At 58.6% G+C, this 20,690-nt stretch carries 22 protein-coding genes and 1 pseudogene; 11 read left to right on the forward strand and 12 right to left on the reverse strand.

What is annotated here, in order from left to right; translation table 11 throughout:
• Positions 1 to 1,218, reverse strand: coding sequence for an Nramp family divalent metal transporter (locus tag ACXHXG_RS28990; RefSeq protein WP_283053491.1), 1,218 nt, complete (start codon positions 1,216 to 1,218; stop codon positions 1 to 3).
• Positions 1,215 to 1,595 carry a hypothetical protein gene (locus ACXHXG_RS28995; protein ID WP_104825298.1) on the reverse strand — a complete coding sequence of 127 codons (381 nt, stop codon included), beginning with the start codon at positions 1,593 to 1,595 and terminating at the stop codon, positions 1,215 to 1,217. The genes ACXHXG_RS28990 and ACXHXG_RS28995 overlap by 4 nt, the downstream gene beginning before the upstream one ends.
• Before the next feature lie 368 nt (positions 1,596 to 1,963).
• On the opposite strand from ACXHXG_RS28995, the gene ACXHXG_RS29000 reads away from it, so the two are divergent.
• Positions 1,964 to 2,209, forward strand: coding sequence for a hypothetical protein (locus ACXHXG_RS29000; protein ID WP_283053494.1), 246 nt, complete (start codon positions 1,964 to 1,966; stop codon positions 2,207 to 2,209).
• 125 nt (positions 2,210 to 2,334) lie between these two features.
• Here the strand turns inward: ACXHXG_RS29000 and ACXHXG_RS29005 are convergent.
• From ACXHXG_RS29005 to ACXHXG_RS29015, 3 genes and pseudogenes are all read right to left on the reverse strand, one after another.
• Positions 2,335 to 2,640: pseudogene (locus tag ACXHXG_RS29005) on the reverse strand (catalase); the annotation flags it as partial.
• 84 nt (positions 2,641 to 2,724) lie between these two features.
• A complete protein-coding gene (locus ACXHXG_RS29010) occupies positions 2,725 to 3,222 on the reverse strand; it encodes a YciE/YciF ferroxidase family protein (protein ID WP_283053497.1) in 498 nt (165 codons plus the stop codon).
• 136 nt (positions 3,223 to 3,358) lie between these two features.
• Positions 3,359 to 4,267: a hypothetical protein gene (locus ACXHXG_RS29015; protein WP_457901522.1), complete on the reverse strand. Its 909-nt coding sequence runs from the start codon at positions 4,265 to 4,267 to the stop codon at positions 3,359 to 3,361.
• Positions 4,268 to 4,657: 390 nt separating this feature from the next.
• Between ACXHXG_RS29015 and ACXHXG_RS29020 the strand changes: the two genes are divergently transcribed.
• The 8 genes from ACXHXG_RS29020 to ACXHXG_RS29055 all read left to right on the forward strand — a co-directional run bounded on the left by ACXHXG_RS29020 (position 4,658) and on the right by ACXHXG_RS29055 (position 12,782).
• Entirely contained in the window at positions 4,658 to 7,060 is a 2,403-nt protein-coding gene (locus ACXHXG_RS29020) for an FdhF/YdeP family oxidoreductase (protein WP_457901523.1), read from the forward strand.
• Positions 7,061 to 7,086: 26 nt separating this feature from the next.
• Positions 7,087 to 7,692, forward strand: coding sequence for a c-type cytochrome (locus tag ACXHXG_RS29025; RefSeq protein ID WP_283053502.1), 606 nt, complete (start codon positions 7,087 to 7,089; stop codon positions 7,690 to 7,692).
• Positions 7,689 to 8,687, forward strand: a complete 999-nt coding sequence (gene coxB / locus ACXHXG_RS29030; RefSeq protein WP_283053504.1) for a cytochrome c oxidase subunit II — start codon at positions 7,689 to 7,691, stop codon at positions 8,685 to 8,687. The genes ACXHXG_RS29025 and coxB overlap by 4 nt, the downstream gene beginning before the upstream one ends.
• Positions 8,684 to 10,597, forward strand: coding sequence for a cytochrome c oxidase subunit I (gene ctaD / locus ACXHXG_RS29035; RefSeq protein WP_457901524.1), 1,914 nt, complete (start codon positions 8,684 to 8,686; stop codon positions 10,595 to 10,597). The genes coxB and ctaD overlap by 4 nt, the downstream gene beginning before the upstream one ends.
• Entirely contained in the window at positions 10,594 to 11,196 is a 603-nt protein-coding gene (locus ACXHXG_RS29040; protein ID WP_457901525.1) for a cytochrome c oxidase subunit 3, read from the forward strand. The genes ctaD and ACXHXG_RS29040 overlap by 4 nt, the downstream gene beginning before the upstream one ends.
• Positions 11,193 to 11,504 carry a hypothetical protein gene (locus tag ACXHXG_RS29045; RefSeq protein ID WP_457901526.1) on the forward strand — a complete coding sequence of 104 codons (312 nt, stop codon included), beginning with the start codon at positions 11,193 to 11,195 and terminating at the stop codon, positions 11,502 to 11,504. The genes ACXHXG_RS29040 and ACXHXG_RS29045 overlap by 4 nt, the downstream gene beginning before the upstream one ends.
• Positions 11,477 to 12,388, forward strand: a complete 912-nt coding sequence (locus ACXHXG_RS29050; protein WP_457901527.1) for a cytochrome c oxidase assembly protein — start codon at positions 11,477 to 11,479, stop codon at positions 12,386 to 12,388. The genes ACXHXG_RS29045 and ACXHXG_RS29050 overlap by 28 nt, the downstream gene beginning before the upstream one ends.
• 64 nt (positions 12,389 to 12,452) lie before the next feature.
• On the forward strand, positions 12,453 to 12,782 hold the full coding sequence (locus tag ACXHXG_RS29055; protein ID WP_457901590.1) for a c-type cytochrome: 330 nt from the start codon (positions 12,453 to 12,455) through the stop codon (positions 12,780 to 12,782).
• Between the two features lie 5 nt (positions 12,783 to 12,787).
• Here ACXHXG_RS29055 and ACXHXG_RS29060 read toward each other — a convergent pair whose 3' ends face one another.
• Positions 12,788 to 13,693 carry a c-type cytochrome gene (locus tag ACXHXG_RS29060; RefSeq protein WP_283053513.1) on the reverse strand — a complete coding sequence of 302 codons (906 nt, stop codon included), beginning with the start codon at positions 13,691 to 13,693 and terminating at the stop codon, positions 12,788 to 12,790.
• A gap of 320 nt (positions 13,694 to 14,013) precedes the next feature.
• Here ACXHXG_RS29060 and ACXHXG_RS29065 point away from each other — a divergent pair, with 320 nt between their 5' ends.
• Both ACXHXG_RS29065 and ACXHXG_RS29070 read left to right on the forward strand, forming a co-directional pair.
• A complete protein-coding gene (locus ACXHXG_RS29065; RefSeq protein ID WP_457901528.1) occupies positions 14,014 to 14,535 on the forward strand; it encodes an NUDIX hydrolase in 522 nt (173 codons plus the stop codon).
• A gap of 233 nt (positions 14,536 to 14,768) precedes the next feature.
• Positions 14,769 to 15,176, forward strand: a complete 408-nt coding sequence (locus tag ACXHXG_RS29070; RefSeq protein ID WP_457901529.1) for a hypothetical protein — start codon at positions 14,769 to 14,771, stop codon at positions 15,174 to 15,176.
• Positions 15,177 to 15,297: 121 nt separating this feature from the next.
• Here ACXHXG_RS29070 and ACXHXG_RS29075 read toward each other — a convergent pair whose 3' ends face one another.
• The 6 genes from ACXHXG_RS29075 to ACXHXG_RS29100 form a co-directional block, all read right to left on the reverse strand.
• Positions 15,298 to 15,552, reverse strand: coding sequence for a DUF982 domain-containing protein (locus ACXHXG_RS29075; protein ID WP_457901530.1), 255 nt, complete (start codon positions 15,550 to 15,552; stop codon positions 15,298 to 15,300).
• An 87-nt stretch (positions 15,553 to 15,639) separates the two neighbouring features.
• Positions 15,640 to 16,947 (reverse strand): NRAMP family divalent metal transporter, encoded by a 1,308-nt coding sequence (locus tag ACXHXG_RS29080; RefSeq protein WP_457901531.1) that lies wholly within the window; start codon positions 16,945 to 16,947, stop codon positions 15,640 to 15,642.
• Positions 16,940 to 17,104 (reverse strand): hypothetical protein, encoded by a 165-nt coding sequence (locus tag ACXHXG_RS29085; RefSeq protein ID WP_457901532.1) that lies wholly within the window; start codon positions 17,102 to 17,104, stop codon positions 16,940 to 16,942. The genes ACXHXG_RS29080 and ACXHXG_RS29085 overlap by 8 nt, the downstream gene beginning before the upstream one ends.
• Before the next feature lie 521 nt (positions 17,105 to 17,625).
• Positions 17,626 to 18,618 (reverse strand): cell division protein FtsZ, encoded by a 993-nt coding sequence (gene ftsZ, locus ACXHXG_RS29090; RefSeq protein ID WP_457901533.1) that lies wholly within the window; start codon positions 18,616 to 18,618, stop codon positions 17,626 to 17,628.
• Between the two features lie 54 nt (positions 18,619 to 18,672).
• The gene (fabF, locus tag ACXHXG_RS29095; RefSeq protein WP_457901534.1) at positions 18,673 to 19,956 is read right to left on the reverse strand and encodes a beta-ketoacyl-ACP synthase II; all 1,284 of its coding nucleotides are present in this window, start codon (positions 19,954 to 19,956) and stop codon (positions 18,673 to 18,675) included.
• Positions 19,957 to 20,076: 120 nt separating this feature from the next.
• Positions 20,077 to 20,664: a TetR/AcrR family transcriptional regulator gene (locus ACXHXG_RS29100; RefSeq protein WP_457901535.1), complete on the reverse strand. Its 588-nt coding sequence runs from the start codon at positions 20,662 to 20,664 to the stop codon at positions 20,077 to 20,079.
• Between the last annotated feature and the right edge of the window lie 26 nt (positions 20,665 to 20,690).

Raw genomic sequence — 20,690 nt, forward strand, 5'->3', positions numbered from 1 at the left:
TCAGCCTCCGAGGATTTCCAGGGGTGTGGTTACAATCGAAAGTACGAATGCCATCGCGACGATGAAGACGACGGCAGCGTTGCCGACCCACCCATTTCTGTGTTCTCCCACGTAAATCGGGTCGTTCATCAAGATGAGGAAAGGAACCACGCCGAACGGCAGGCTGATGGCGGTTATCGCCATCGAGAAGATGGTGAGTTTCAGCGGATCGATGCCGACGGCTATCGGGATCATGGCAATCAGAAGCGAAGCCGTATAGACGAGGCAGAATGCCGGGTTATCTTTCGGTTTTGCGTCTTCCGACCAATTCCACCCGAAGCCCTGCGCAACCTGATAGGCCTGCGCAAGGCCCACTTCGAGGGTCGCGCCCAAGCAGGTGATCCCGAGTGACGTTGCAAAGAGATAAAGCCCCCATTTTCCGAAGGCGGGAGTGAGGATCATGGCAATCTGCTCATATCCTTCGATGTCTTCGATCCCTCCAGCGGGATAGATCATCGCAGCCAGTATCATGATGGCGGCGGTGATAATCGCGCCGAAGCTCATGCCGATGATTGCGATCGCGCGGTTGGCGCCGAAGTAGCTCTTGTCCCACTTATCTTCGATGGCGCCCGAAGAATAGAAGTAGAGGAGATAGGGAGAGATGAGGGCGCCCAATATTCCGACGACGATGAAGCTATAGTGCAGCGGATCTTCGCGGGGCAATGTCGGCACCATGCCTTTCGCGACTTCGTCCCATGGTGGCCTCATGACGAAGACTGCAACGACGAATGACAGAGCTATCAGCCCCAAAGACGATATGCCGTTCTCAATCAGGCCGAACGTGCCTCGCCAGAGCAACAGCCAGACAGCAAATGTCACCGGCAACGACCACCATTGAAATTTCACTCCGGTCAGAAACTGCAGTGCAAGCGATACGCCCCCGATTTCGGCGGCAAGAACGAGAAGATTGACGATAAATGCTATGGCTACCGTCAGAAGAAAAATGTTGGAGCCGAAGCGGGCTCGAATTCCGTCGGCGATCGTATAATGGCTCGCAATTGCGAACCGCCCCGACATTTCGACGAGGAAAATCACGCAGATCGTCCCGAGCATGATGGCCCACAGAGGGGTGAAACCATAAGCCGCCCCCGCCTGACTTGCCGTTGCGATATTCCCCGTTTCAAGAAAGCCGCCGATGCTCGTGACGACACCAAGCGATATCTGCAGCAGCTTTTTCATTGTGCTGTTCCGGCGCTTGCTTTCAACTCAGCTTCGACGCCTCGCAAATCCTCGAGATGCTGCGAAACCGTACCTATTCGGTCATTGACGATGTCGTCATGCGTGGCACCGATAATCGTGTTCAACCGGCCAGCCAGTGCGGTCAAGTCCTGGGGAGAGGTCGGAAGCTCCTTCGACAGGCTGCCGATCTCCTTTCCGCATCGCTCCATGGTGAGTGCTGTAAAGCTGTTCGACACAAGCATTTTTGCTCGTCCGTCCAGGGCCATGTCCGCCGTCGCAGTCCAGGAGAGCAACGCACGAATTTGGCGTTTGGTCTGCTGTTCATCCGAGCAAGCGGTCATGCTCACAAGCAGCAGGGCGATGATGAAAAGCTTCAACACAGTGGCCTCACGGAATGCCCAAGCTCGATCTCCGTAATATAATCGAATGGCGGCTGTAGGGTTCCCGATGCCAAGTGCTGAAGCCTCTCGATCCGTGAGAATTCAAGCCCTGTGGCCTGCGGAGGGATCGATGAAGAAACGTGATGCCGATGAAGATTCAGGGATCTCCGTGTCCTTTCGGAACCGTGAGTTCTGAACCTACGCGGGCAGTTCATCCTCGCGCGCGACGGCCCTGGAATTCTGACGAAATCTTCGAAGGACTAGGAACCAATCGGCACCAGACGCTTTGCTCAAATAGGTGCGGATTGAATGTTTGAAGGACGGCCCACCTCATCACAACAGAGTTCAGCGGCAGCAGATAACAAATGTCCAGATCGGATAATCCTGGTAACAACGATGCGGCCGAAATCCGCAAGGACGCGAGGGGCCAATATCGCCGGCTCGTTAAGAAAAGCCGCAACAACGGCGTCGCTAGCGCCAAACCGAAGGTCATTACTGGATCGGCCGACGCAACGGTGAACAAGAGGCCGCCTGCCGAGAAGAAACCGGAAAAGGACTGGGATCTGAACTACGATCCCGCGGATATGAACGAAGGCAAATATCGAGGCTAAATCGCTATTTATTTCGAGCGGGAACCTAAGACAGGGACGTTGGTTTGATAGGTGGATCGCGTAGATTTAGTCCCTTCCTGCCAGCCCTGTGCCACCTGCGCGGTCCACCCTCTTCCTTTTGCGGGGTCGTACTTCGCGCCGAAACCATGCGCATCATATCCGCGCGCATGGACGACGCGTTCGGGAATGCGCTCGTGATCGAAATGGAAGAGTTTTTCGCTTAAATGAGAGTCTTCGATAAGAGCAGGACCACGTGCCCCGACCCGCAGGCTGTTCTGATCATCGGCAACTGGACCGCCCTGAGCAGTCGTCAAGACCGGTTGCCAATCTTCCGCAAATTGATGAAGTTCGCCTCCTTCATCTCGAAAAAGTTTTTGGTCATGAACTGTGGCGACAGCACGTCCGGCGGCCTTAGAGGTCCTCTTGGCCATGGTGTTATCCCGTAAGGTAATATGTGAAGCAGCTACGTGGAAAAGCCGCTCGTCGAGCGGCTTTTTGTGAGACCTGCGTTGGTCTCAGGCCGCCTTGCCTTTAGGATTGGCCGCGGACTGCGCAAGTTGCGTCAGTTTTTTGTCCGTGGCCTCTTCTTCAGCCAGGCTCGCTTGCAGGAGCGGCACGGCGTCCTTGAGGCCAAGCTGCTTGGCCCATGCGATCAATGTGCCGTAGCGCGCGATCTCATAATGTTCGACCGCCTGTGCCGAAGAGATGAGCCCAGCGTCGAGAGCCTTCGTGCCCTTATACTCTTCCATGATCTCTTCACCTTCGGCGATGATGCCCTGGATCGCTTCGCAGGTTTTGCCGCGGGCTGGCTTGCCCAAAAGTTCGAACACTTGATCAAGGCGTTCGATCTGGGCCTGCGTCTCGTCACGATGCTTCATGAATCCTGCCTTGCCTTCCTCGAGCTGGGCGGCCCGGGCCATTTTCGGCAAAGCCTTCAGGATTTGTTTTTCGGCAAAATAGATGTCCTTAACGGTATCAAGGAATAAGTCGTTCAGCGTCTTCTCTGTAGCCATTAGATCCTCCTGGCGCCTGATTGCGTCGTCACCGAACATGGAAAGCACCTGAATGTTCCGGGAGGTGTCTCGGGTCAGAGCGTTGCAAGCTGTTGGCAGAGGGCGCTCGCATGTGACGGAGCGCCTTCGGTTGGCGTCAAACTGTGCGGCGGTCCGTGACCAGCAGGTCTTCCTCCTCGTCGCGTTGCTTTCCACCGAGAGCGGCGGCCGCCGCGGCGATGAACGCCCCGATCACAAGCGAGAGCGATCCAAGGAGCGCTGTTGTTGCAGCCGCCTTCCTTGCCTTGTCGGTGGCGGCCTGAACGGCGACCTTGGCATCATTGATCTGCTTCAGGACGGTATCGACCCGAGCACGGGCATCTGTTTCGGACAGGCCCGTCCGTGCGGAAACGATGCCGGCAATATATGCCTTATCGCCATCCGGAATTCCTCCATTTGCAGCACCTTGAAGCAGGATGCGGGAAACTTCTGTGGCCGCCGCTCCGTCGTCGTTGCGCGCCCGGTCGCCTGCGCGTTGTGGCCGAAGCAATGCATCGGTAAAGTAGGCGGTAGAGAGGTCCGTGCCCTCCTTCGAAGCGGCCGTCGTCGCACCCACGACACCGGCGGTACTAGCGACGCTGCCGACGGCACTCGCGCCGGTACCGGCAAGCGATGTCAGCGACGATGCCAGGAATCCGGCAACGAACACGGTGGCCAAGGCCCAACTGAGGAAACCGTGCGCGGTGTCGCGAAAGAATACCTCGTCCGTATGGACTGCTGTCCATTTCGTGCGCAGCCGTCCAGTCAAATAGCCGCCGAGAGCGGAGGACAGCCATTGGACGACCACGAGCCAGATCGCCGCTGTCGCGCCAATAGTGGCTGCGGAACTACTCTCGCCGGACCACGGCGATACCATTGTCAGACCCAATCCCGATCCGAGTAGAAGGAGGATGAGCGTGACACCCGTCGCCGCAACGGCGCCGCCAATAATCGGCCCCCAGGCGAGGGCGGACCTGGAGGATTCGATTGGTAGGATATCCGTCGACGTATCTTCGCGTGGAGACATGACAGCCTCCTAACGCATGAACAGAACAAGTAGGATGACGATCGGCAACGGTATGCCGAGAAGCCAGAGTAGGATGCCGCGACCCATTTGAAAAACCTCCACAAAGATTTGCGGAAATCCGAACTCTGAGGGTTGTGTTTTGTTCCTGCATCCTTTGGCGGTGACCTGTAATCGTCATCAGGCTGGAGTGAACATGATGAGCGTAGCACAGCCGCCGAAGCGCCGGTTTTTCACTGTCGCGGCCTACATCGAGAGACCCACCGGCAAGCCTTACATGCTCATCGATCTCTAGCGGCGGTCTCGGCTGAGGCCATTGCCATCGGCTGTCATCGCCGACAGGGAACAGAAGAGCTTGTCGTTGGTTCTTTGTGGGAATTAAGGATCTTCATCATGGCTACGCAACCGAGAAACGAACCACGGATAACATCCGGCAAACCTGCAGCAGGCGGATGGGGTTCAGCAAAGTCGGTGAGTAGGATCCTTCTTCGGGAGCATATCCCGATATCAGGCCCATCCCTGTTGGCGCATCAGAACAAGCCCGACGGTTACATGTGCGTCAGTTGCGCGTGGGGCAAGCCTGCCAAGCCCCATCCGTTGGAGTTCTGCGAAAACGGCGCCAAGGCCACCAGTTGGGAAGTCACACACCGAAGGGCCGATCGCGCCTTTTTCGCAGCCCATACGCTCGGCGAGCTGGAAACCTGGCCCGATCATGATCTCGAAGAGCAGGGACGATTGGCGCATCCCATGCGTTGGGACGCTGAAAAGGATAAATATATACCCGTCATCTGGCAGGACGCTTTCGAAGAGATCGGCCGCGAATTGAGGGCGATATCCCCGGACAAGGTCGATTTCTATACGTCCGGTCGCGCATCGCTCGAAACCTCGTACATGTACCAATTGTTCGCCCGCATGTTCGGCAGCAACCATCTGCCGGATTCGTCGAACATGTGCCATGAAGGCTCGTCCGCAGCACTGCCGGAAAGCATCGGCGCATCCATCGGCACGGCCATTCTGTCCGATTTCCAGAATTGCGACTGCATCTTCTACCTTGGACAGAACGTTGGCACGTCCTCGCCGAGAATGCTTCACGATCTGCAAGATGCCGTCAACAGAGGCGCCAAGATCGTCACCTTCAACCCACTTCGCGAGCCTGGGCTGGAGCGCTTCGTCAATCCCCAGATGCCCGGTCAGATGCTCACTGGCAAGGAAACGCTGATCTCGTCGGAATATTATCAAGTCAGGAACGGCGGCGATATCGCGGCACTTTTTGGCGTCTGCAAGGCACTGATCGAGGCCGACGATGCGCTGAAGGCATCCGGGACAAGCAAGGTTACGGGAACCGATACGATCCCGGATGATCCTTCCGACGCGGGAACGGTAGCTTTTGCCGCAGCGATGGCTGCTGCCGACAAGAAACATGTCCTCGATCACGATTTCATCCAGCAGCATACCGCGGGTTTCGAGGAATTCGCTGCTGCCGCGCGAAACCACGATTGGGCCGAACTGGAGCGCGTCTCCGGCTTGACGCGAGCGCAGATGCGGCAGGCTGCCTCGACATACGCCAACTCGAATGCAGTTCTGATGGTCTACGGCATGGGTCTAACGCAGCATCTCATGGGCGTCCAGAATGTGCAGATGGTCGTCAATCTTGCGCTTCTGCGCGGAAACATCGGCAAGCCGGGAGCCAATATCTGCGCGGTGCGCGGCCATTCGAATGTTCAGGGCCAGCGCACGGTCGGCATCACCGAAAAGCCGGGTCTCGTGCCGCTGGACAAGCTGGCCGCGCTTTACCAGTTTGAACCGCCGGATTGGATCGGCCACACCACGGTCGAGACTTGCAAAGCGATCCTCAATGGCGAGGCTCGGGCGTTTATCGGTCTCGGCGGAAATTTTCTGCGGGCTATCCCCGAGACTGCGGCAATGGAGAGTGCGTGGCGGAACCTCCGCCTGACCGTCCAGATCGCCACCAAGCTCAATCGCAGCCATGTCATTCACGGCAAAATCGCCTATCTCCTGCCATGTCTTGGTCGGATCGAGATCGACGAGCAGGCGAGCGGACCACAGGCCGTCTCGGTGGAAAGCTCGGTCGCACATTTTCATGGTTCGCGCGGAAGAGCCCGGCCGGCCAGTCCGCAATTGCTTTCGGAGCCGGCGATCATCGCCGGCATGGCAAAAGCGACGCTGACGAAAGGGGTCGTGCCATGGGACCGTTGGGTTGACGACTATTCGACGATCCGCGATGCCATCGAGCAAACCTATCCGGAGACGTTCAAGGACTTCAACAAGCGCATGTTCCATCCCGGCGGCATTCCAAGACCGCTGCCGGCGCGGGAGCGCAAGTGGGTCACCCGCAACGGCAAGGCCAATTTCATCACGCCCGACCGCCTGTTTCCGGAGTTTGCTCTCCACGCGCAGGGTGATGATGTCCTTCATCTCGCCACCTTGCGTTCCAACGACCAGTTCAACACGACGATTTATGGCTTTAGCGACCGCTATCGCGGCGTCGAGGGAACGAGGCGGGTTGTCTTCGTCAATAAAGCCGACATAACGCGCCTCGGTTTCCGCAACGGCGAAGCCGTCGATCTGGTGACGGCGATCGATGAAGAGACGGAGCGCAGGGTTTCGGGCTTCACTATCGTTGCCTATGAGATTCCGGAAGGATGTTGCGGTGCCTACTATCCCGAAGCCAATCCGCTGTTTCCATTGGATCATCATGACGCCAAGTCGAAGACTCCGTCCTACAAGCTGTTGCCGGTGCGCCTTATGCGTTCCGGTGCCGTGCCCGCGAATTGAAGCCTGCACAGGTTGGAACATCGAACATGGCGTGGGTGGTCAGCAGAGAATTCCTTGATCGCGCGTTCCTGATCGCTGCTTTTCTGGTGGCCCTCGGCGCGGCCGCCTTGATCGGCGATACGCGCGAAGCACGGCAATATCGAACGGATCCCCCGGTAGGGGCCGCGCTGGATGAGCTGCGCCTGCTGCCGAACGGCATCAGCGGCACTCCCCCTGAAATCTACTTCGCCCTCGGCAAGCCTTACGAGAAAACCGCTTATGACCTCAGCCAGGGTAAACGCCTTTATTCCTGGTTCGGCTGTGAGACGTGCCACGGAGACGGGCGCGGCGCGGCCGGTCCCTCTTTCCTCGACGGATGGTGGCTCTATGGCCCGGAGATGGTGTCGATCGCAGCCTCCATCCGCAACGGCAGACCCCACGAAATGCCGGCCTTTCGCGATAAGATGACGATCGATGAGATCTGGCAGCTCGCCGGCTATATCCACACAGTCGGTGCATACAAGGTAAAGACCACCGCGCCGAGCCGAAACGACGACAAACATACGCGCCCGGCGGAAAATCGCGCGCCGGCGGCAATCCTATTCGAAGAAGGTCCTGCCGGGATGAACGCCGCGCAGGGGCCGTCACCTTGAAACCGGGTGTTGCCGTTTTCGTGCTTCTGGCGGCAATCCTGATTGCAGGATGTAACGGCGCGCAGTCGGCCTTGAATGCCGAGGGTGCCGCGGCCGTTCAGCTTAAGCACTTGATCATCGCGATCGTGATCGTCTGCTCCGCGGTGTGGGCGCTGGTCATGATCGTTCTGATCCTGGCATTGTTGCGATCGAGGACGCAGCGGCAAAGTCCAAGCGCCGCGAGCGAGCGGCGGATGGGAACGTTGGTGACCGCAGCGGTTGCAGCAACCGTGCTCATCATCGCCGGCCTGACGATCGCGAGCTTCTATGGAACCCGCGGTCTCGGCATGGCTGAGGATGCCGGCGTCACGATCAAAGTGCGCGGCCAGCAATGGTGGTGGCAATTCATCTACGACGATGCCGATCCGGCCAAGACGTTCCAGACGGCCAATGAGATGCATATTCCCGTCGGCGTAGATATTCGCATTGAGCTCGAAAGCACCGATGTCATTCATTCCTTCTGGGTACCGAGCCTCGCCGGCAAGCGCGACCTCATTCCCGGCCGACAGAACACCATAATTATTCGAGCGGATCGTCCAGGCGTCTATCGCGGTCAATGCGCGGAGTTCTGCGGACTTCAGCACAGTCACATGGCGCTGTTTGTCATTGCCGAGGACGTGGCCGATTATCAGCGCTGGGCTGCCGCACAGCGCGGCAACAGCGCATCGCCGCCGGATCCGGAAGCGATTGCCGGCAAGGCCCTCTTCATGCGCAAGCCCTGCGCCTTCTGTCATACCATCCGCGGTACCGACGCATCGGGAACGACGGGGCCGGACTTGACCCATCTCGGCAGTCGGCAAACGATTGCGGCGGGCCTGCTGGACAATACACGCGGCTCGCTCGCCGCATGGATCGCCGATCCTCAGACGCTGAAACCAGGAAACAACATGCCGATGGTTCTCCTCTCGAGCGACGAACTGCGGCAGCTTTCCGCCTATATGGAAAGCCTCAGATGACGAAGGACGCCAAATCAGCTGTACCGACGGATTTGATGTTCGACGATGACGAGCTCGAAGGACGGCTGGCACAAACCTGGATGACGGGGGCCGGCGTCTGGGGCGCCCTCACGACAGTCGATCACAAGATCATCGGCCGCCGCTACATCACGACCGCATTCGTATTTCTCGCCATGGGCGGTCTCCTGGCGCTCGCGATGCGGCTGCAACTGGCGCAGCCGGAAGCGCGTTTTATCGGCCCGGATCGCTACAACCAGATTTTCACGATGCATGGCGCGAACATGATGTTCCTATTTGCGGTGCCAGTCATGGAAGCCATGGCGGTCTATCTGGTGCCGCTCATGGTTGGCACCCGCAATATTGCCTTTCCGCGCTTGAACGCCTTTTCCTATTGGATCTTTCTAGCCGGCGGATTGCTATTATGGACCTCGTTTGCTCTGGATACCGCGCCCGACGTCGGATGGTTTGCCTACGTGCCCTTATCCGGGCCGCAATATGGCGTCGGCAAGCGCGCCGACCTTTGGGCGCAGATGATCACTTTCACGGAAGTTTCGGCATTGGCCGTTGCGGTGGAACTTGTCGTCACCGTCTTCAAGCAGCGGGCGCCCGGCATGGCGCTGGACCGCATCCCGCTGTTCGTCTGGTCGATGGTCGTCACAGCCTTCCTCGTCATCATGGCCATGCCGGTGATCATGCTCGCCAGCTCATCGCTCATCCTGGACCGTCTGGTCGAAACGCAGTTTTTCAATCCCGCTGAGGGCGGTGACGTACTGCTATGGCAGCATCTGTTCTGGTTCTTCGGGCATCCGGAAGTCTACATCATCTTCCTGCCGGCCGTCGGCATGGTATCGACGATAACAGCGACTTTTTCGCGCCGCCCCGTGTTCGGGTATCTTCCGTTGGTGATGGCGCTGATCGCTACCGGGATTCTGGCATTTGGCCTTTGGGTGCATCACATGTTCGTCGTCGGGCTGCCGCGGCTCGGCGAGAGCTTCTTCACCGCCTCCAGCATGGCGATCGCCATCCCCGCCGGGGTGCAGATATTTTGCTGGCTTGCGACGCTGTGGGGCGGGCAACCCGTGTTGAAAACGCCGATGCTGTTCGTCCTCGGTTTCATCGTTACCTTCGTCATCGGCGGACTGACCGGCGTCATGGTCGCCTCCGTGCCGTTCGATACCCAGGTGCATGACACCTATTTCGTCGTCGCGCATTTCCATTACGTCCTGGTCGGCGGCGCCCTCTTCCCCTTGCTCGGCGCCATTTATTATTGGTTCCCCAAGATGACCGGCCGGATGATGAGCGAGACGCTCGGCCGCTGGGCCTTCGGGCTGCTTTTCGCCGGCTTCAACCTAACCTTCTTCCCAATGCATATTCTGGGCCTCGAGGGCATGCCGCGGCGCATCTACACCTATCAGCCGGAAATGCCTTGGGCCGGCATGAATATGTTCGTCAGCCTGAGCGCCGTCGTCCTCGCGCTGGGGTTCCTCGTCTTTTTCATCGACGTCATCCGCAGCGCTCGATCGGGTCCGATCGCCGGCGAGAATCCGTGGGGCGCGTCGACGCTCGAATGGGCGATCCCGTCGCCGCCGCCTTGCTTTAACTTCCGCCGCATTCCGGTGGTCGGCGATCGCGACCCGTTGTGGACGCAGCCCGATGAGCTTGCGGTTGCGACCGGGCTGCGCACCGACCGGCGTGAATTGATCGTCAGCAGCGTTGTTGAGGCACAGCCGGAAGCCAACGAGTCCTCGCCGCGAAATTCGATCTGGCCGCTATGGGCGGCTCTTGCCACCACGGTGATGCTGATTTGGTCGATCTTCTCGCCATGGGCTGTCGTATGGGGATCAATTCCCATCGGCATCACGTTAATCGGTTGGTTCTGGCCCAAACAGACGCCGGAGGACGAATCGTGAAGGAACGCATCGTACTCGACGTTTCAAAGTTGCCGCCCCATGGTATGGGCACGGCAAGCCCGACCTGGTGGGGAACCTGCGCCTTCATGCTCATTGAAGGTTCCGGCTTCGCTTTGGCCATCGCAGTCTATTTCTATCTGATGAGCATCGCGCCGCAATGGCCTATCAATGCGCCCGCGCCCGGCCTCATCCCCGGAACAGTGTTGACGGCCATCTTGTTGGCGAGCGTCGTGCCGAACATTCTTTTATCCCGCTGGGCGCGGCAAAGAAATCTGCGCAAGGTGCGGATCGGGCTCGTCATTATGTCGGTGCTCGGGGCAATACCACTGATCTTGCGCGCTTTCGAATTCACCGTCCTCCATGTGCGCTGGGATGACAATGCCTACGGCTCGATCATATGGACACTGCTGGGCCTTCATTCGACCCACATCATTACAGACCTCATCGATACACTGGTGCTGGCCTGCCTGATGTTTACGAGGCATGCCGACAACCCGCGCCGCTTCGGCGACGTCGAGGATAATGCGATGTACTGGAACTTTGTCGTGGTGGCTTGGATTCCCCTATATACATGCATCTACTGGGTGCCACGCCTATGATGACCGCAGCGGCAAAATACGGCGGATTGATCTTTGCTCCCCTTGTTTGGGCGATCAACACCCAGCTCGGCCAAATCCTCCCCTATGTCGATTGCAGCCGTCGCATGCACTGGTCGCTTATCGCATCTTCCGTGGCCATCCTTCTTGCGGTGGCGAGTTCGTTAGCACCGCAGATCGGTTCGAAGCCGGAGGAGGCGCGAACGGGGCTGTACATCCGCCATCTCAGCGTCTTGATAGGGCTCGTCTTCGCCTTCGCGCTTGTTCTGCAAGGGGGAGCCGCATGGCTCTTGAACGCATGCGAACACTAGGCGCTTTGATATTTCTGCTGATGATGGCGCGGCAGGCGGCAGCGCACGGCGCGGAAGCGCATTTGTTTCATTCGATCTGGACAATCGATCCGTGGATCGGAACGCCGTTAGCGATCATCGCTTTTCTTTATGGCCGGGGTTCCTGGAAATTGTGGCGGCGCACCGGAAGGAGCCGGCCCGTTATGGCGAAACGCGCCATTTGCTATTGGGCAGGCTGGCTGACGCTTGCGGGCGCACTGCTGTCGCCGCTGCACTGGCTCGGAGAGCAAGTTTTTACTTTTCACATGATCGAGCACGAAATCATCATGGCGGTCTCCGCTCCGATGATTGTCATCGCGCGGCCTGCGGGTTTGTTCCTATGGGGCATGCCGGAACGACTGAGGCGCTGGACGGGCAGGGCCATGCGGCGAGGCACGGTGCGATCAGTCTGGCGCTGGCTGAGCGGCGGAACCAATGCCACTCTGCTGCATGCCGTCGCCATATGGGCTTGGCACGCGCCGGCCCTTTTCGATGCCGCCGTCGACGACGTCGCACTGCATCGTCTGCAGCATCTAAGCTTCTTCGCCACTGCCGTGCTGTTCTGGTGGTCGGTCTTCTGGTGCAGCAATCATGGCGTCGCTGCGTGGCATCTTTTCCTGACCATGCTGCACACGGGCGCGCTCGGCGCCCTGATGGCGCTGGCCCCCCGCGTTCTTTACGTCGAGCAGACGCATGCCGCGGCAACATGGGGACTCACGCCGCTGGAGGACCAGCAGCTCGCCGGCATGGTTATGTGGATTCCCGCCGGGACGATTTATGCCGGGGCGGCACTCGTATTGGCTGCGCTATGGATTGCCAACGCCGGCAGGGGAGTGGACCATGTTCAGCGCATCCGTCCTTTATAGAAATCGCAGCGTCTGGCTGGGCGCAGCAGCCATTGCATTGCTCTGCGCTCTGATCGGCACGAACATGGTAAAGAACTGGCAGCAGCGGCTACAGGCGGCGCGCCTGCTCACCCAGGGCGGCGATCCTTCCCGCGCACCGCCGATCTTTCGTCGATATGGCTGCACCGGATGTCACCAAATCCCCGGAATCGCGGGTGCGGACGGACAAGTGGGCGGCGCTTTGTCTGGGCTTCAAACGCGGGTGTATATCGCCGGCGTAGTCAACAATACCGGCGACAACCTCGTTCATTGGATTGTATCGCCGCAGACCTTCTCTCCCAATTCGGCGATGCCGAAAACGGGGATTTCGGAAGCGGAGGCGCGCGATCTTGCCGCCTATCTCTACATTCACTAATTCGTTCAAGGATGGGGCGTGGGACGAGCCGGCAGTGACTTGATGTAGCGTGCAATGGCGTCGCGATCGCTCTGGGGCAACATTGCCGTATTGGTCACGACCTCGGCCATGGACGAGCCGACGCGGCCGTGGTCCGGCGTGTTGCCGCTCTTCAACAATTCCGCGATATCGGCTTCGGACCAATGTCCGATCCGGCTTGGTGTAATGTTGGGAATAAAGCCCGTGCCCTCGGGATCGGTGCCGCCGGCAAACCGGGTTTCGGGCTTGATGGCACCGAAAAAATTGCGTGACGAATGGCATTCCGCGCAGTGGCCTATGGTCTCGACCAGGTAGCCGCCCCGAGACAGGACGGTATCGCCGCCGACCGATGCCTGCGTCTGCCCCTCATGGAAGAACAATAGCTTCCAGAAGCCCAAGACGCGGCGTATGCGGAACAGAAGAAACAGATCATGCGGGGGCGGATGGCCGGAAACCGGTGCCAACGTCTTCAGATAGGCCCGCAGATCCTTGATGTCCTCGAGCCGCATGCCGGTATAGCTCGGATAGGGAAACACCGGATAATAGTGCCGACGTTGCGGCGAAACCCCGCCGATCATGGCGTTGGCGAGATCAACGGTGCTCCATCTTCCGATGCCATCAACGGGGTCGGATGAGATATTGGGAGCGCGAAACGTGCCGAAGGGCGCTGCGAGCGCGATGCCACCGCCCAATCGCAGTCTGTCCTGCTGGCCCGGGGTGGCGTGACAGGACGCGCAGTCGCCGGCAGCAAAAATAAGCTGCCCCCGAGCCGGATCACCATTGCCTTCAAGGCGCGGATCATTTTGAGTGAAAGGTACGGTGGGTTCCGTCACGAACCAGATCGCAGTGGCCGTCAATGCTGCGGCCAGGCACAGCCAAACTAGAATGCGCATAGCCCTCTCGACCGACACGCCGGGCCTGAGTGAAGTCGCCTCCCATAGAACTGACGAAAGGGCCATTCGTTCCACTCTAAAGGCTGGCGGTAGCTCCTCCTTCCTATGGCAACAGAAGCTTCTGGGTGGCGAGATCGACGTCGAGCTATTTTGTCGTTGCCTGTTCTTCGCCCGCTTATCGGGAACAAACGCTGACTGGAGCGGTTTGATGTGGCTAGGTAGCCACACTTTGCCAAAGGTGCTGCATTGGTCAACTTGGTCAAAGGCTACTGGTTGTCGAAAAGCAACCGCGCGTTTTACTTAGGAATTTGGCGGGGCCCATGAACAAGTACGAACTCCATCTTGCACGTCTCGCAGCCTATGCGGAAATAATGATGAATGGCGAGATGGCTGAACAATTCGGCGCAATCTGTTCACGTCTCGGCGCCGACGGAACTATCGAAGTTCTTCTCATCACCACGCGCGAAACGCATCGTTGGACTATTCCCAAGGGATGGCCGATCAAAGGTTTGAAGCCGAACGAGGTTGCGGAGCGCGAGGCTTGGGAAGAGGCTGGTGTCAAAGGCAAGGCCGAGAAAAAACCCTTTGGTTACTACACCTATTTGAAGATCTTCGATTCGGAAAACGCCACCCCATCTATGGTCGAGGTTCATCTTCTACGAGTCCAGAAGCTATGTGCCAAATTTCCGGAACGTAAAGAACGCACCACAGAATGGTTCTCGCCTTTGGAAGCTGCCAAAAGAGTGCAGGAGCCCGAATTGAAGGGCCTGCTGGTGCGCTTGATGCATTTTCCGATCGAAAACGTAGTGGCCGAAATGGACAGGAGAAAAAGCTGTTCGTGATCCCTACCATCCCTGTCCATGCCAAGACGCAGACCGCTTTGCGGGCGCAGCGGTGCGAAAAGCCGGCTTCAAATTGGATCATGGATAGCAATGCTGCCTGTGCTCGACGATCGGCGCGCCCGCTTTAGCGATGGCGCGACCAACGCTCTCATCCGCAATCGTGATGCGTTCCGAGACAAAGGCTTTAACGTGCTGCTCGTCGAGGAACGAATCTCACTTCTGCCACGGATTTCATGGCCGGTCTCAAGCGCCCTGTTATCATTGTCGCCACGAGCAAGGGAACGCAGCGTGCGGCGGAAGGATTGCGCCGGGGTGCGCGTCCGGACAAGCTGGTGCTGACCTCCGGATTTCTGACCAAAGCATCCGGTCCGGCCAAAAGCGTCGCCGCTATCCTCGGAAAGTCAGCGCTCCTACCTACGCCACTCGTCATATATCATCGTGAAGACAATTGCCGCTTCACAAGCCCGACCGGTGTGGCACCGTTTAAAGCATGGGCCGGAGCGAAGCTTGGAGTGAAGTGGTTGAGCGGAGGGAGCGAACAAGGCAATCCGTGTACCTTCAGCGCGCACCATGGTTTTGCGGGGCAGGATGCCGAATTCGTTTCTGTCATTACCGATTTCGCTGGTCGTAAGGCGGAATAGCCAGTCGGAAGCCGAGCCGTACGTTTGCGAATTGCCGGCAGCACAGCGAAATCCCGTATCGCGACAACGAGCTGCAAAATCCACCGTTGTCTCCGCACATTTTCGCGAGGGCCGCACGAGCCTACTCCCCGTACACGAATACGCCGTCCTCTCGTGCCGCCGCAATCATCGCACTGCGGGCTGCCTCGGTGGTGATTCTCTCCTCGACAGCATCAAGAAGCGCTTGCTTTGCCCATTCGTAGGCTTGTCCGGTTCTCTCCGTCGGCCATTCGTTCAGGAGAAAACCAGCAGCGCGCTCGGTGCAGTTAATACTGACCACGCGGCCAAGGCGTTTCGTTTCGAGCATCAGAAGATGGTCCCACCATTGTCTGTCCATAGCCATATCCCTCCACAACCCGAACCAGCAATCGGGAGCTTTGTTCCTGGGAGGGCGGCGTCAAAATTAAAACTCGTCGAGGTTTCTTCACGTGAACCAGCTAACGAGCATTCCGAGCATGCACGCGGCCATGGCTATCGTCGAGCCCCATCCCAGCCAGCGCAGCCAACCCTTGATAACGAAGTCGCCCATGATCTCTGGTCGGACAGTCATCGACATCATGACTGTCATCACCGGCACGGCGACAACACCATTGATAACGGCAGACCAGTAAAGCGCCTTGACCGGATCAATGGGACTGAAGGTGATCGCCGCGCCGAAGCCTGTCGCGGCTGCGAGCGTGCAATAGAACGCCCCGGCCTCTTTTGGTTGACGCGACAGACCCACCGGCCATCGAAAGGCTTCTCCGATGGCATATGCCGCAGCACCTGCCAGGATCGGGACCGCCAGAAGTCCTGTCGCCACGATGCCAAAAGCAAAGATGGCAAAAGCAAAATCGCCGGCGATCGGGCGGAGCGCTTCGGCCGCCTGGGCGGATGTCTCGATGGCGGTGGTCCCGGCTATGTTCAGAGTTGCCGCAGTTGCGAAGATGATCGCCAGCGCGATGATGTTGGAAAATGCCATGCCGATCAGTGTGTCGGCGCGAATGCGCGAAAACGCATCGAGTGCCTGACGCGGGGCTTTCAACAGAGATTTTCTGTCATGGTTGGCGTGGATATCTTCAGCTTCCTCCGAGGCTTGCCAGAAGAACAGATAGGGCGAAATCGTCGTGCCGAAGATGGCAAGCAGCGTCGTGAAGAACGCGCTGCTCCAGTCGATACGGGGCACTAATATACCTTCCAATGCTTCGTGCCATGGAATGCGCACGGCAAACAACACCGCCACGTAGGAGAACAGGCTCAACGTCATCCATTTCAAGATAAGGGCGTAGCGATCGTAATTGACGAACACGATGCCACCGACGCAAATTGCCGCGAAGCCAACGACATAAAGGGCCGCAGGCCCTCCGATCAACAGGGTTGTCGCGTCCGCCATGGCGCTGAGATCCGCGCCGATGTTGATGGTGTTTGCGATGAACAGCAGCGTCACGATGGAAAGGAGAAGCCAATTCGGGTAGTGCCGCCCGAGATTGCCTGCAATGCCATGACCGGTTGTCCTGCCGATGCGGGCACTGATTTCCTGAATTGCCGCCATCAGCGGATAGGTTAGCAACATCGTCCATCCGACCCCGAACCCGAGCTGGGCGCCGGCTTGGCTATAGGTGCCAATCCCGGACGGATCGTCATCGGAGGCGCCGGTGATAAGGCCCGGCCCCAATCGACCGAACATCTTCTTCGCTGCGGGCGCGAGAACGGAAAGCGGCCGATCCTGCTTGGGAGCCGTCAGATCATCCATGGTGACCGATCCACAGGGCGTAGGAGGCAGCTCCGGCCAGCGCCCGCCCGAGGAGGGGCAATGGAACGGTGTGTCCGAAATGCTCCAGAAGCGACAAGAAGGTGGCGCCGAAAAAGATCGCCACAAGAACTCCGATCGTTTGTACCTTGGGGATCATTCCCTGTCCTCGAGAGTGCATCTATAACCCTCTTCAAAGCATAAAGGTTCCTGCCACTGCGACAGACATGATCGTGGGTTCAGATAACAAAGTCTGTCCGGTAACGTGATCATCGACAGCAACCGGTATATCCCGGAATGCGGGGCGGCTATAGTTTGAACCTGTCCCAAACCCTGATAAGGTCGGCCAAGGTTCCAGCCTGCATCTTGCGCATGACTTGGCCGCGCCGTCGCACTATTTTACGCCGCCTGACGAGGCTCCCGCAGCTTCGAACCGATCTTCTCGATCTCGTCGATTATCGGCAATAGCTCACCACCAAGCTTGGTGAGCATGTATTCGGCCGAGGGTGGCGAACCGACGTGACCTCCCGCCCAAAGACGCGGTCGACCTCAAGGCTATGGAGCGCGCGCTGCGCATTTTGCCAAAGAGGGAGTGAGCAGTAGCGAAGCAGCCGGTAGGGGACAGACATAAACTAGCTTTCCCGCAAGCTGAACTTGCGCTTGAAGGTCTTAGCCCAGCTTTTACGCAATTCGTTGTCCAAATGAAATAATTTCGGCTGCCTGCCGTAGGCCTGTCGCAACAACCGATACCCTGAATTTCCCGACGAGAGCGTCATCGAATATCGCACCGACGATTATGTCGGCGTCGGCGTCGACCTTCTCGCGAATGTGGGTAGCGGCCTCGTCCACTTCGAACAGGGTCATGTCAGGCCCGCCAGAAATTGAAATGAGAACGCCTTTTGCACCTCTTACCGATGCTTCATCGAAGAGCGGGTTTGCAATTGCCGCTTCCGCAGCGATCTTCGAACGGTCTTGTCCGGCTGCCTCGCCAGTGCCCATCATGGCTCGCCCCATGTCGCGCATCACTGCTCTCACGTCGGCAAAGTCGAGATTGATCAGACCCTCTTTCACGATCAGATCGGTGACGCAGCCGACGCCTGCATAGAGAACGCGATCCGCTATTGTGAAGGCATCGGCGAAGGTCGTCTTTGCATCGGCGACCCGGAATAGGTTCTGGTTCGGGACGACGATAACGGTGTCGGCGCATTCGCTAAGACGTTCGATGCCCTGTTCTGCCGCCCGCATCCGTTGCGCGCCCTCGAATATGAAGGGTTTTGTGACAACGGCGACGGTGAGAATGCCGGCCTTGCGCGCAGCCTCAGCAATGACGGGCGCCGCACCGGTTCCGGTTCCGCCTCCCATCCCCGCCGTCACGAAACACATATGCGTCCCGGCCAGATGGTCCATGATTTCATCGATCGTTTCCTCAGCCGCTGCGCGCCCGACTTCCGGAAGCGAACCCGCGCCAAGACCTTCGGTCACGTTGGCGCCTAACTGGATAATGTGGGGTGCCTTTGATAGGGCAAGCGCTTGAGCGTCGGTGTTTGCAGCGACGAAGTCTGCACCCTGCAAGCCCTCTGCAATCATGTTGTTGACGGCGTTTCCACCGCCGCCACCGATACCGATCACGGTGATCCTTGGCTTCAGCTCAACGATGTTTCGGGTCGCAATCATCGCCAATCTCCAATAAATTGCTATTTGAGCCTGTCCGTCGTGAGCGTTACCGCTTCAAGCGCCAGGCAGTTTGTCCGTCCAACGCCGGAATATCGCACTGGCATTGACCCCTCCGAAGCCGAAGCCATTGGAGATTGCATAGTCGATCTCCAATGGTCGTGCTTGATTTCCCACGAAGTCTATCCCGTCCGCCGCCGGATCTGGTGCGTTCAGGTTCAAGGTTGGCGGCGCCACCTGATCCTTGAGCGCCAAGATCGTGAAGATGGCTTCGAGACCGCCGGCGGCGCCAAGCAGGTGCCCGGTCGCCGACTTCGTACCGCTCACCGCTATTGCGGAATTGGCGCCGAAGACGCTCTTGATCGCATTGATTTCGCCGAGGTCGCCGATGGGTGTGGAAGTTGCGTGCGCATTGAGGTGTTGAATATCTTCGGGCGAGATGCCGGCTTGGGCAATCGCGATCTCCATGGCTCGGCGTGCGCCGCCCCCGTCTTCGGGTCCGGAGGTGACGTGATGAGCGTCCGCCGTGGTTCCATAACCGACAAGTTCGGCAAGCGGCTTCGCGCCGCGGGCAAGCGCATGGCTTAGCGATTCAATGACAAGAATGCCGGCGCCTTCTCCCATGACAAAACCGTCGCGCAGCATATCGAAGGGGCGGGATGCTTTGTCTGGCTTGTCGTTGAAGCCCGTGGACAGCGACCGCGCCGCGGCGAAACCACCGAGGCTTACAACGTTCATGCATGCTTCCGTTCCACCGCATATGGCGATGTCGGCTTCATTCGCGCGTATAAGACGAGCTGCGTCACCGAGCGCCTGAATACCAGCGGCACAGGCGGTAACTGGTGCGCCGAGCGCGCCTTTGAAGCCGTAACGGATCGAGATCTGGCCTGCCGCCAGGTTTACCAGAAACGATGGAATCGTGAACGGCGACAGGCGTCGGGGACCGCGTTGATCCACCGTTCGAACCGCTTCTGTTATGGCCGGAAACCCGCCGATCCCAGAGGCGATGATTGTCGCCGTGCGCAGACGATCCACTTCGGACACTGGCCTCCAGCCAGCTTGCGTGAGCGCCTCTTCCGCCGCCGCCAATGCAAATAGTATGAAGCGATCGACCTTGCGCTGATCCTTTGGGGCAAAGACGGTATTCGGGTCGAAGCCGCCCTCGGGGTCGTCTTCAAAGGACGGAACCGTGCCGCCGATCTTTGCGGGCAAGTCTCCTACCACCTCATCTGCAAGACGCCGAATACCCGAGCGACCAGCCAAAAGCCGAGCCCAAGATGTCGATACATTGGCTCCGAGCGGGCTGACGGCCCCCATGCCTGTGATAACGATACGACGCATGCGTTCTCCCGCAGTGAATCTTTCCACTCGGCCCGGGCGGTCGAGGGTAAGGTTAGTGGTGGATCCGGAAACGAAGCGTGCAAGGTATGGAACAGACGCTCTATTTCCAGAACCGGCAGTTCATTCTTCTTCTGGGCAGCTCGTAATGCGCTTGACCGTATCAAAGGCCGTTTCGAGGATCCGCCGGGACATATCTTCATCCGTCATAACGCGAGAAATCGTGACGGCGCCCACCATGAGGGACAGGACAGCCATGGCCTTGTCATAAGGTTTCGAGCTGTCCGATGCCGGAATCAATTCGTCGAGAATCTGAAGATGGGCTTCAATGCCATCCTGAAAGGGGGCTCGCACTTCCTCGCTTTGGCGCGCCGCATCAGAGCCAAGGGCCGCCAGCGGGCATCCGTCGCCTACTTCCCCTCGGTGATCAGTCGAAAGGTAGAGGCCAACGACCGCCTCAAGGGGATCGGGACTTCCGGCAGCAACCGTCGACCATCTGCGTGTCGCGCTTTCCATGGCGCGCCTTGACGCCAACGCCGCAAGATCATCCTTCGATTCGAATTGCTTGTAGAATCCGCCTTGAGTGAGGCCGGCACCTTTCATCAAATCTTTTAACCCGACGCCGTCGAAGCCATGCTCCCGGAAGAGCCGGCTTGCCGCATTGATCACCGCTTCACGATTTGCCTCTGCCTGAGCGCGACTGACTCTCATATCGATCTCCGTTTAGATTTCACTTG

The organism is Rhizobium sp. LEGMi-198b (assembly GCF_054114205.1).

What these genes read in the sequence shown, in the direction of transcription:
- ACXHXG_RS28990 (WP_283053491.1), bottom strand. Translation starts at nt 1,218, where the DNA reads ATGAAAAAGCTGCTGCAGATATCGCTTGGTGTCGTCACGAGCATCGGC.
- ACXHXG_RS29000 (WP_283053494.1), top strand. Translation starts at nt 1,964, where the DNA reads ATGTCCAGATCGGATAATCCTGGTAACAACGATGCGGCCGAAATCCGC.
- ACXHXG_RS29010 (WP_283053497.1), bottom strand. Translation starts at nt 3,222, where the DNA reads ATGGCTACAGAGAAGACGCTGAACGACTTATTCCTTGATACCGTTAAG.
- ACXHXG_RS29015 (WP_457901522.1), bottom strand. Translation starts at nt 4,267, where the DNA reads ATGTCTCCACGCGAAGATACGTCGACGGATATCCTACCAATCGAATCC.
- ACXHXG_RS29020 (WP_457901523.1), top strand. Translation starts at nt 4,658, where the DNA reads ATGGCTACGCAACCGAGAAACGAACCACGGATAACATCCGGCAAACCT.
- ACXHXG_RS29025 (WP_283053502.1), top strand. Translation starts at nt 7,087, where the DNA reads ATGGCGTGGGTGGTCAGCAGAGAATTCCTTGATCGCGCGTTCCTGATC.
- ctaD (WP_457901524.1), top strand. Translation starts at nt 8,684, where the DNA reads ATGACGAAGGACGCCAAATCAGCTGTACCGACGGATTTGATGTTCGAC.
- ACXHXG_RS29045 (WP_457901526.1), top strand. Translation starts at nt 11,193, where the DNA reads ATGATGACCGCAGCGGCAAAATACGGCGGATTGATCTTTGCTCCCCTT.
- ACXHXG_RS29050 (WP_457901527.1), top strand. Translation starts at nt 11,477, where the DNA reads ATGGCTCTTGAACGCATGCGAACACTAGGCGCTTTGATATTTCTGCTG.
- ACXHXG_RS29055 (WP_457901590.1), top strand. Translation starts at nt 12,453, where the DNA reads ATGGTAAAGAACTGGCAGCAGCGGCTACAGGCGGCGCGCCTGCTCACC.
- ACXHXG_RS29060 (WP_283053513.1), bottom strand. Translation starts at nt 13,693, where the DNA reads ATGCGCATTCTAGTTTGGCTGTGCCTGGCCGCAGCATTGACGGCCACT.
- ACXHXG_RS29065 (WP_457901528.1), top strand. Translation starts at nt 14,014, where the DNA reads ATGAACAAGTACGAACTCCATCTTGCACGTCTCGCAGCCTATGCGGAA.
- ACXHXG_RS29070 (WP_457901529.1), top strand. Translation starts at nt 14,769, where the DNA reads ATGGCCGGTCTCAAGCGCCCTGTTATCATTGTCGCCACGAGCAAGGGA.
- ACXHXG_RS29075 (WP_457901530.1), bottom strand. Translation starts at nt 15,552, where the DNA reads ATGGACAGACAATGGTGGGACCATCTTCTGATGCTCGAAACGAAACGC.
- ACXHXG_RS29080 (WP_457901531.1), bottom strand. Translation starts at nt 16,947, where the DNA reads ATGGATGATCTGACGGCTCCCAAGCAGGATCGGCCGCTTTCCGTTCTC.
- ACXHXG_RS29085 (WP_457901532.1), bottom strand. Translation starts at nt 17,104, where the DNA reads ATGATCCCCAAGGTACAAACGATCGGAGTTCTTGTGGCGATCTTTTTC.
- ftsZ (WP_457901533.1), bottom strand. Translation starts at nt 18,618, where the DNA reads ATGATTGCGACCCGAAACATCGTTGAGCTGAAGCCAAGGATCACCGTG.
- fabF (WP_457901534.1), bottom strand. Translation starts at nt 19,956, where the DNA reads ATGCGTCGTATCGTTATCACAGGCATGGGGGCCGTCAGCCCGCTCGGA.
- ACXHXG_RS29100 (WP_457901535.1), bottom strand. Translation starts at nt 20,664, where the DNA reads ATGAGAGTCAGTCGCGCTCAGGCAGAGGCAAATCGTGAAGCGGTGATC.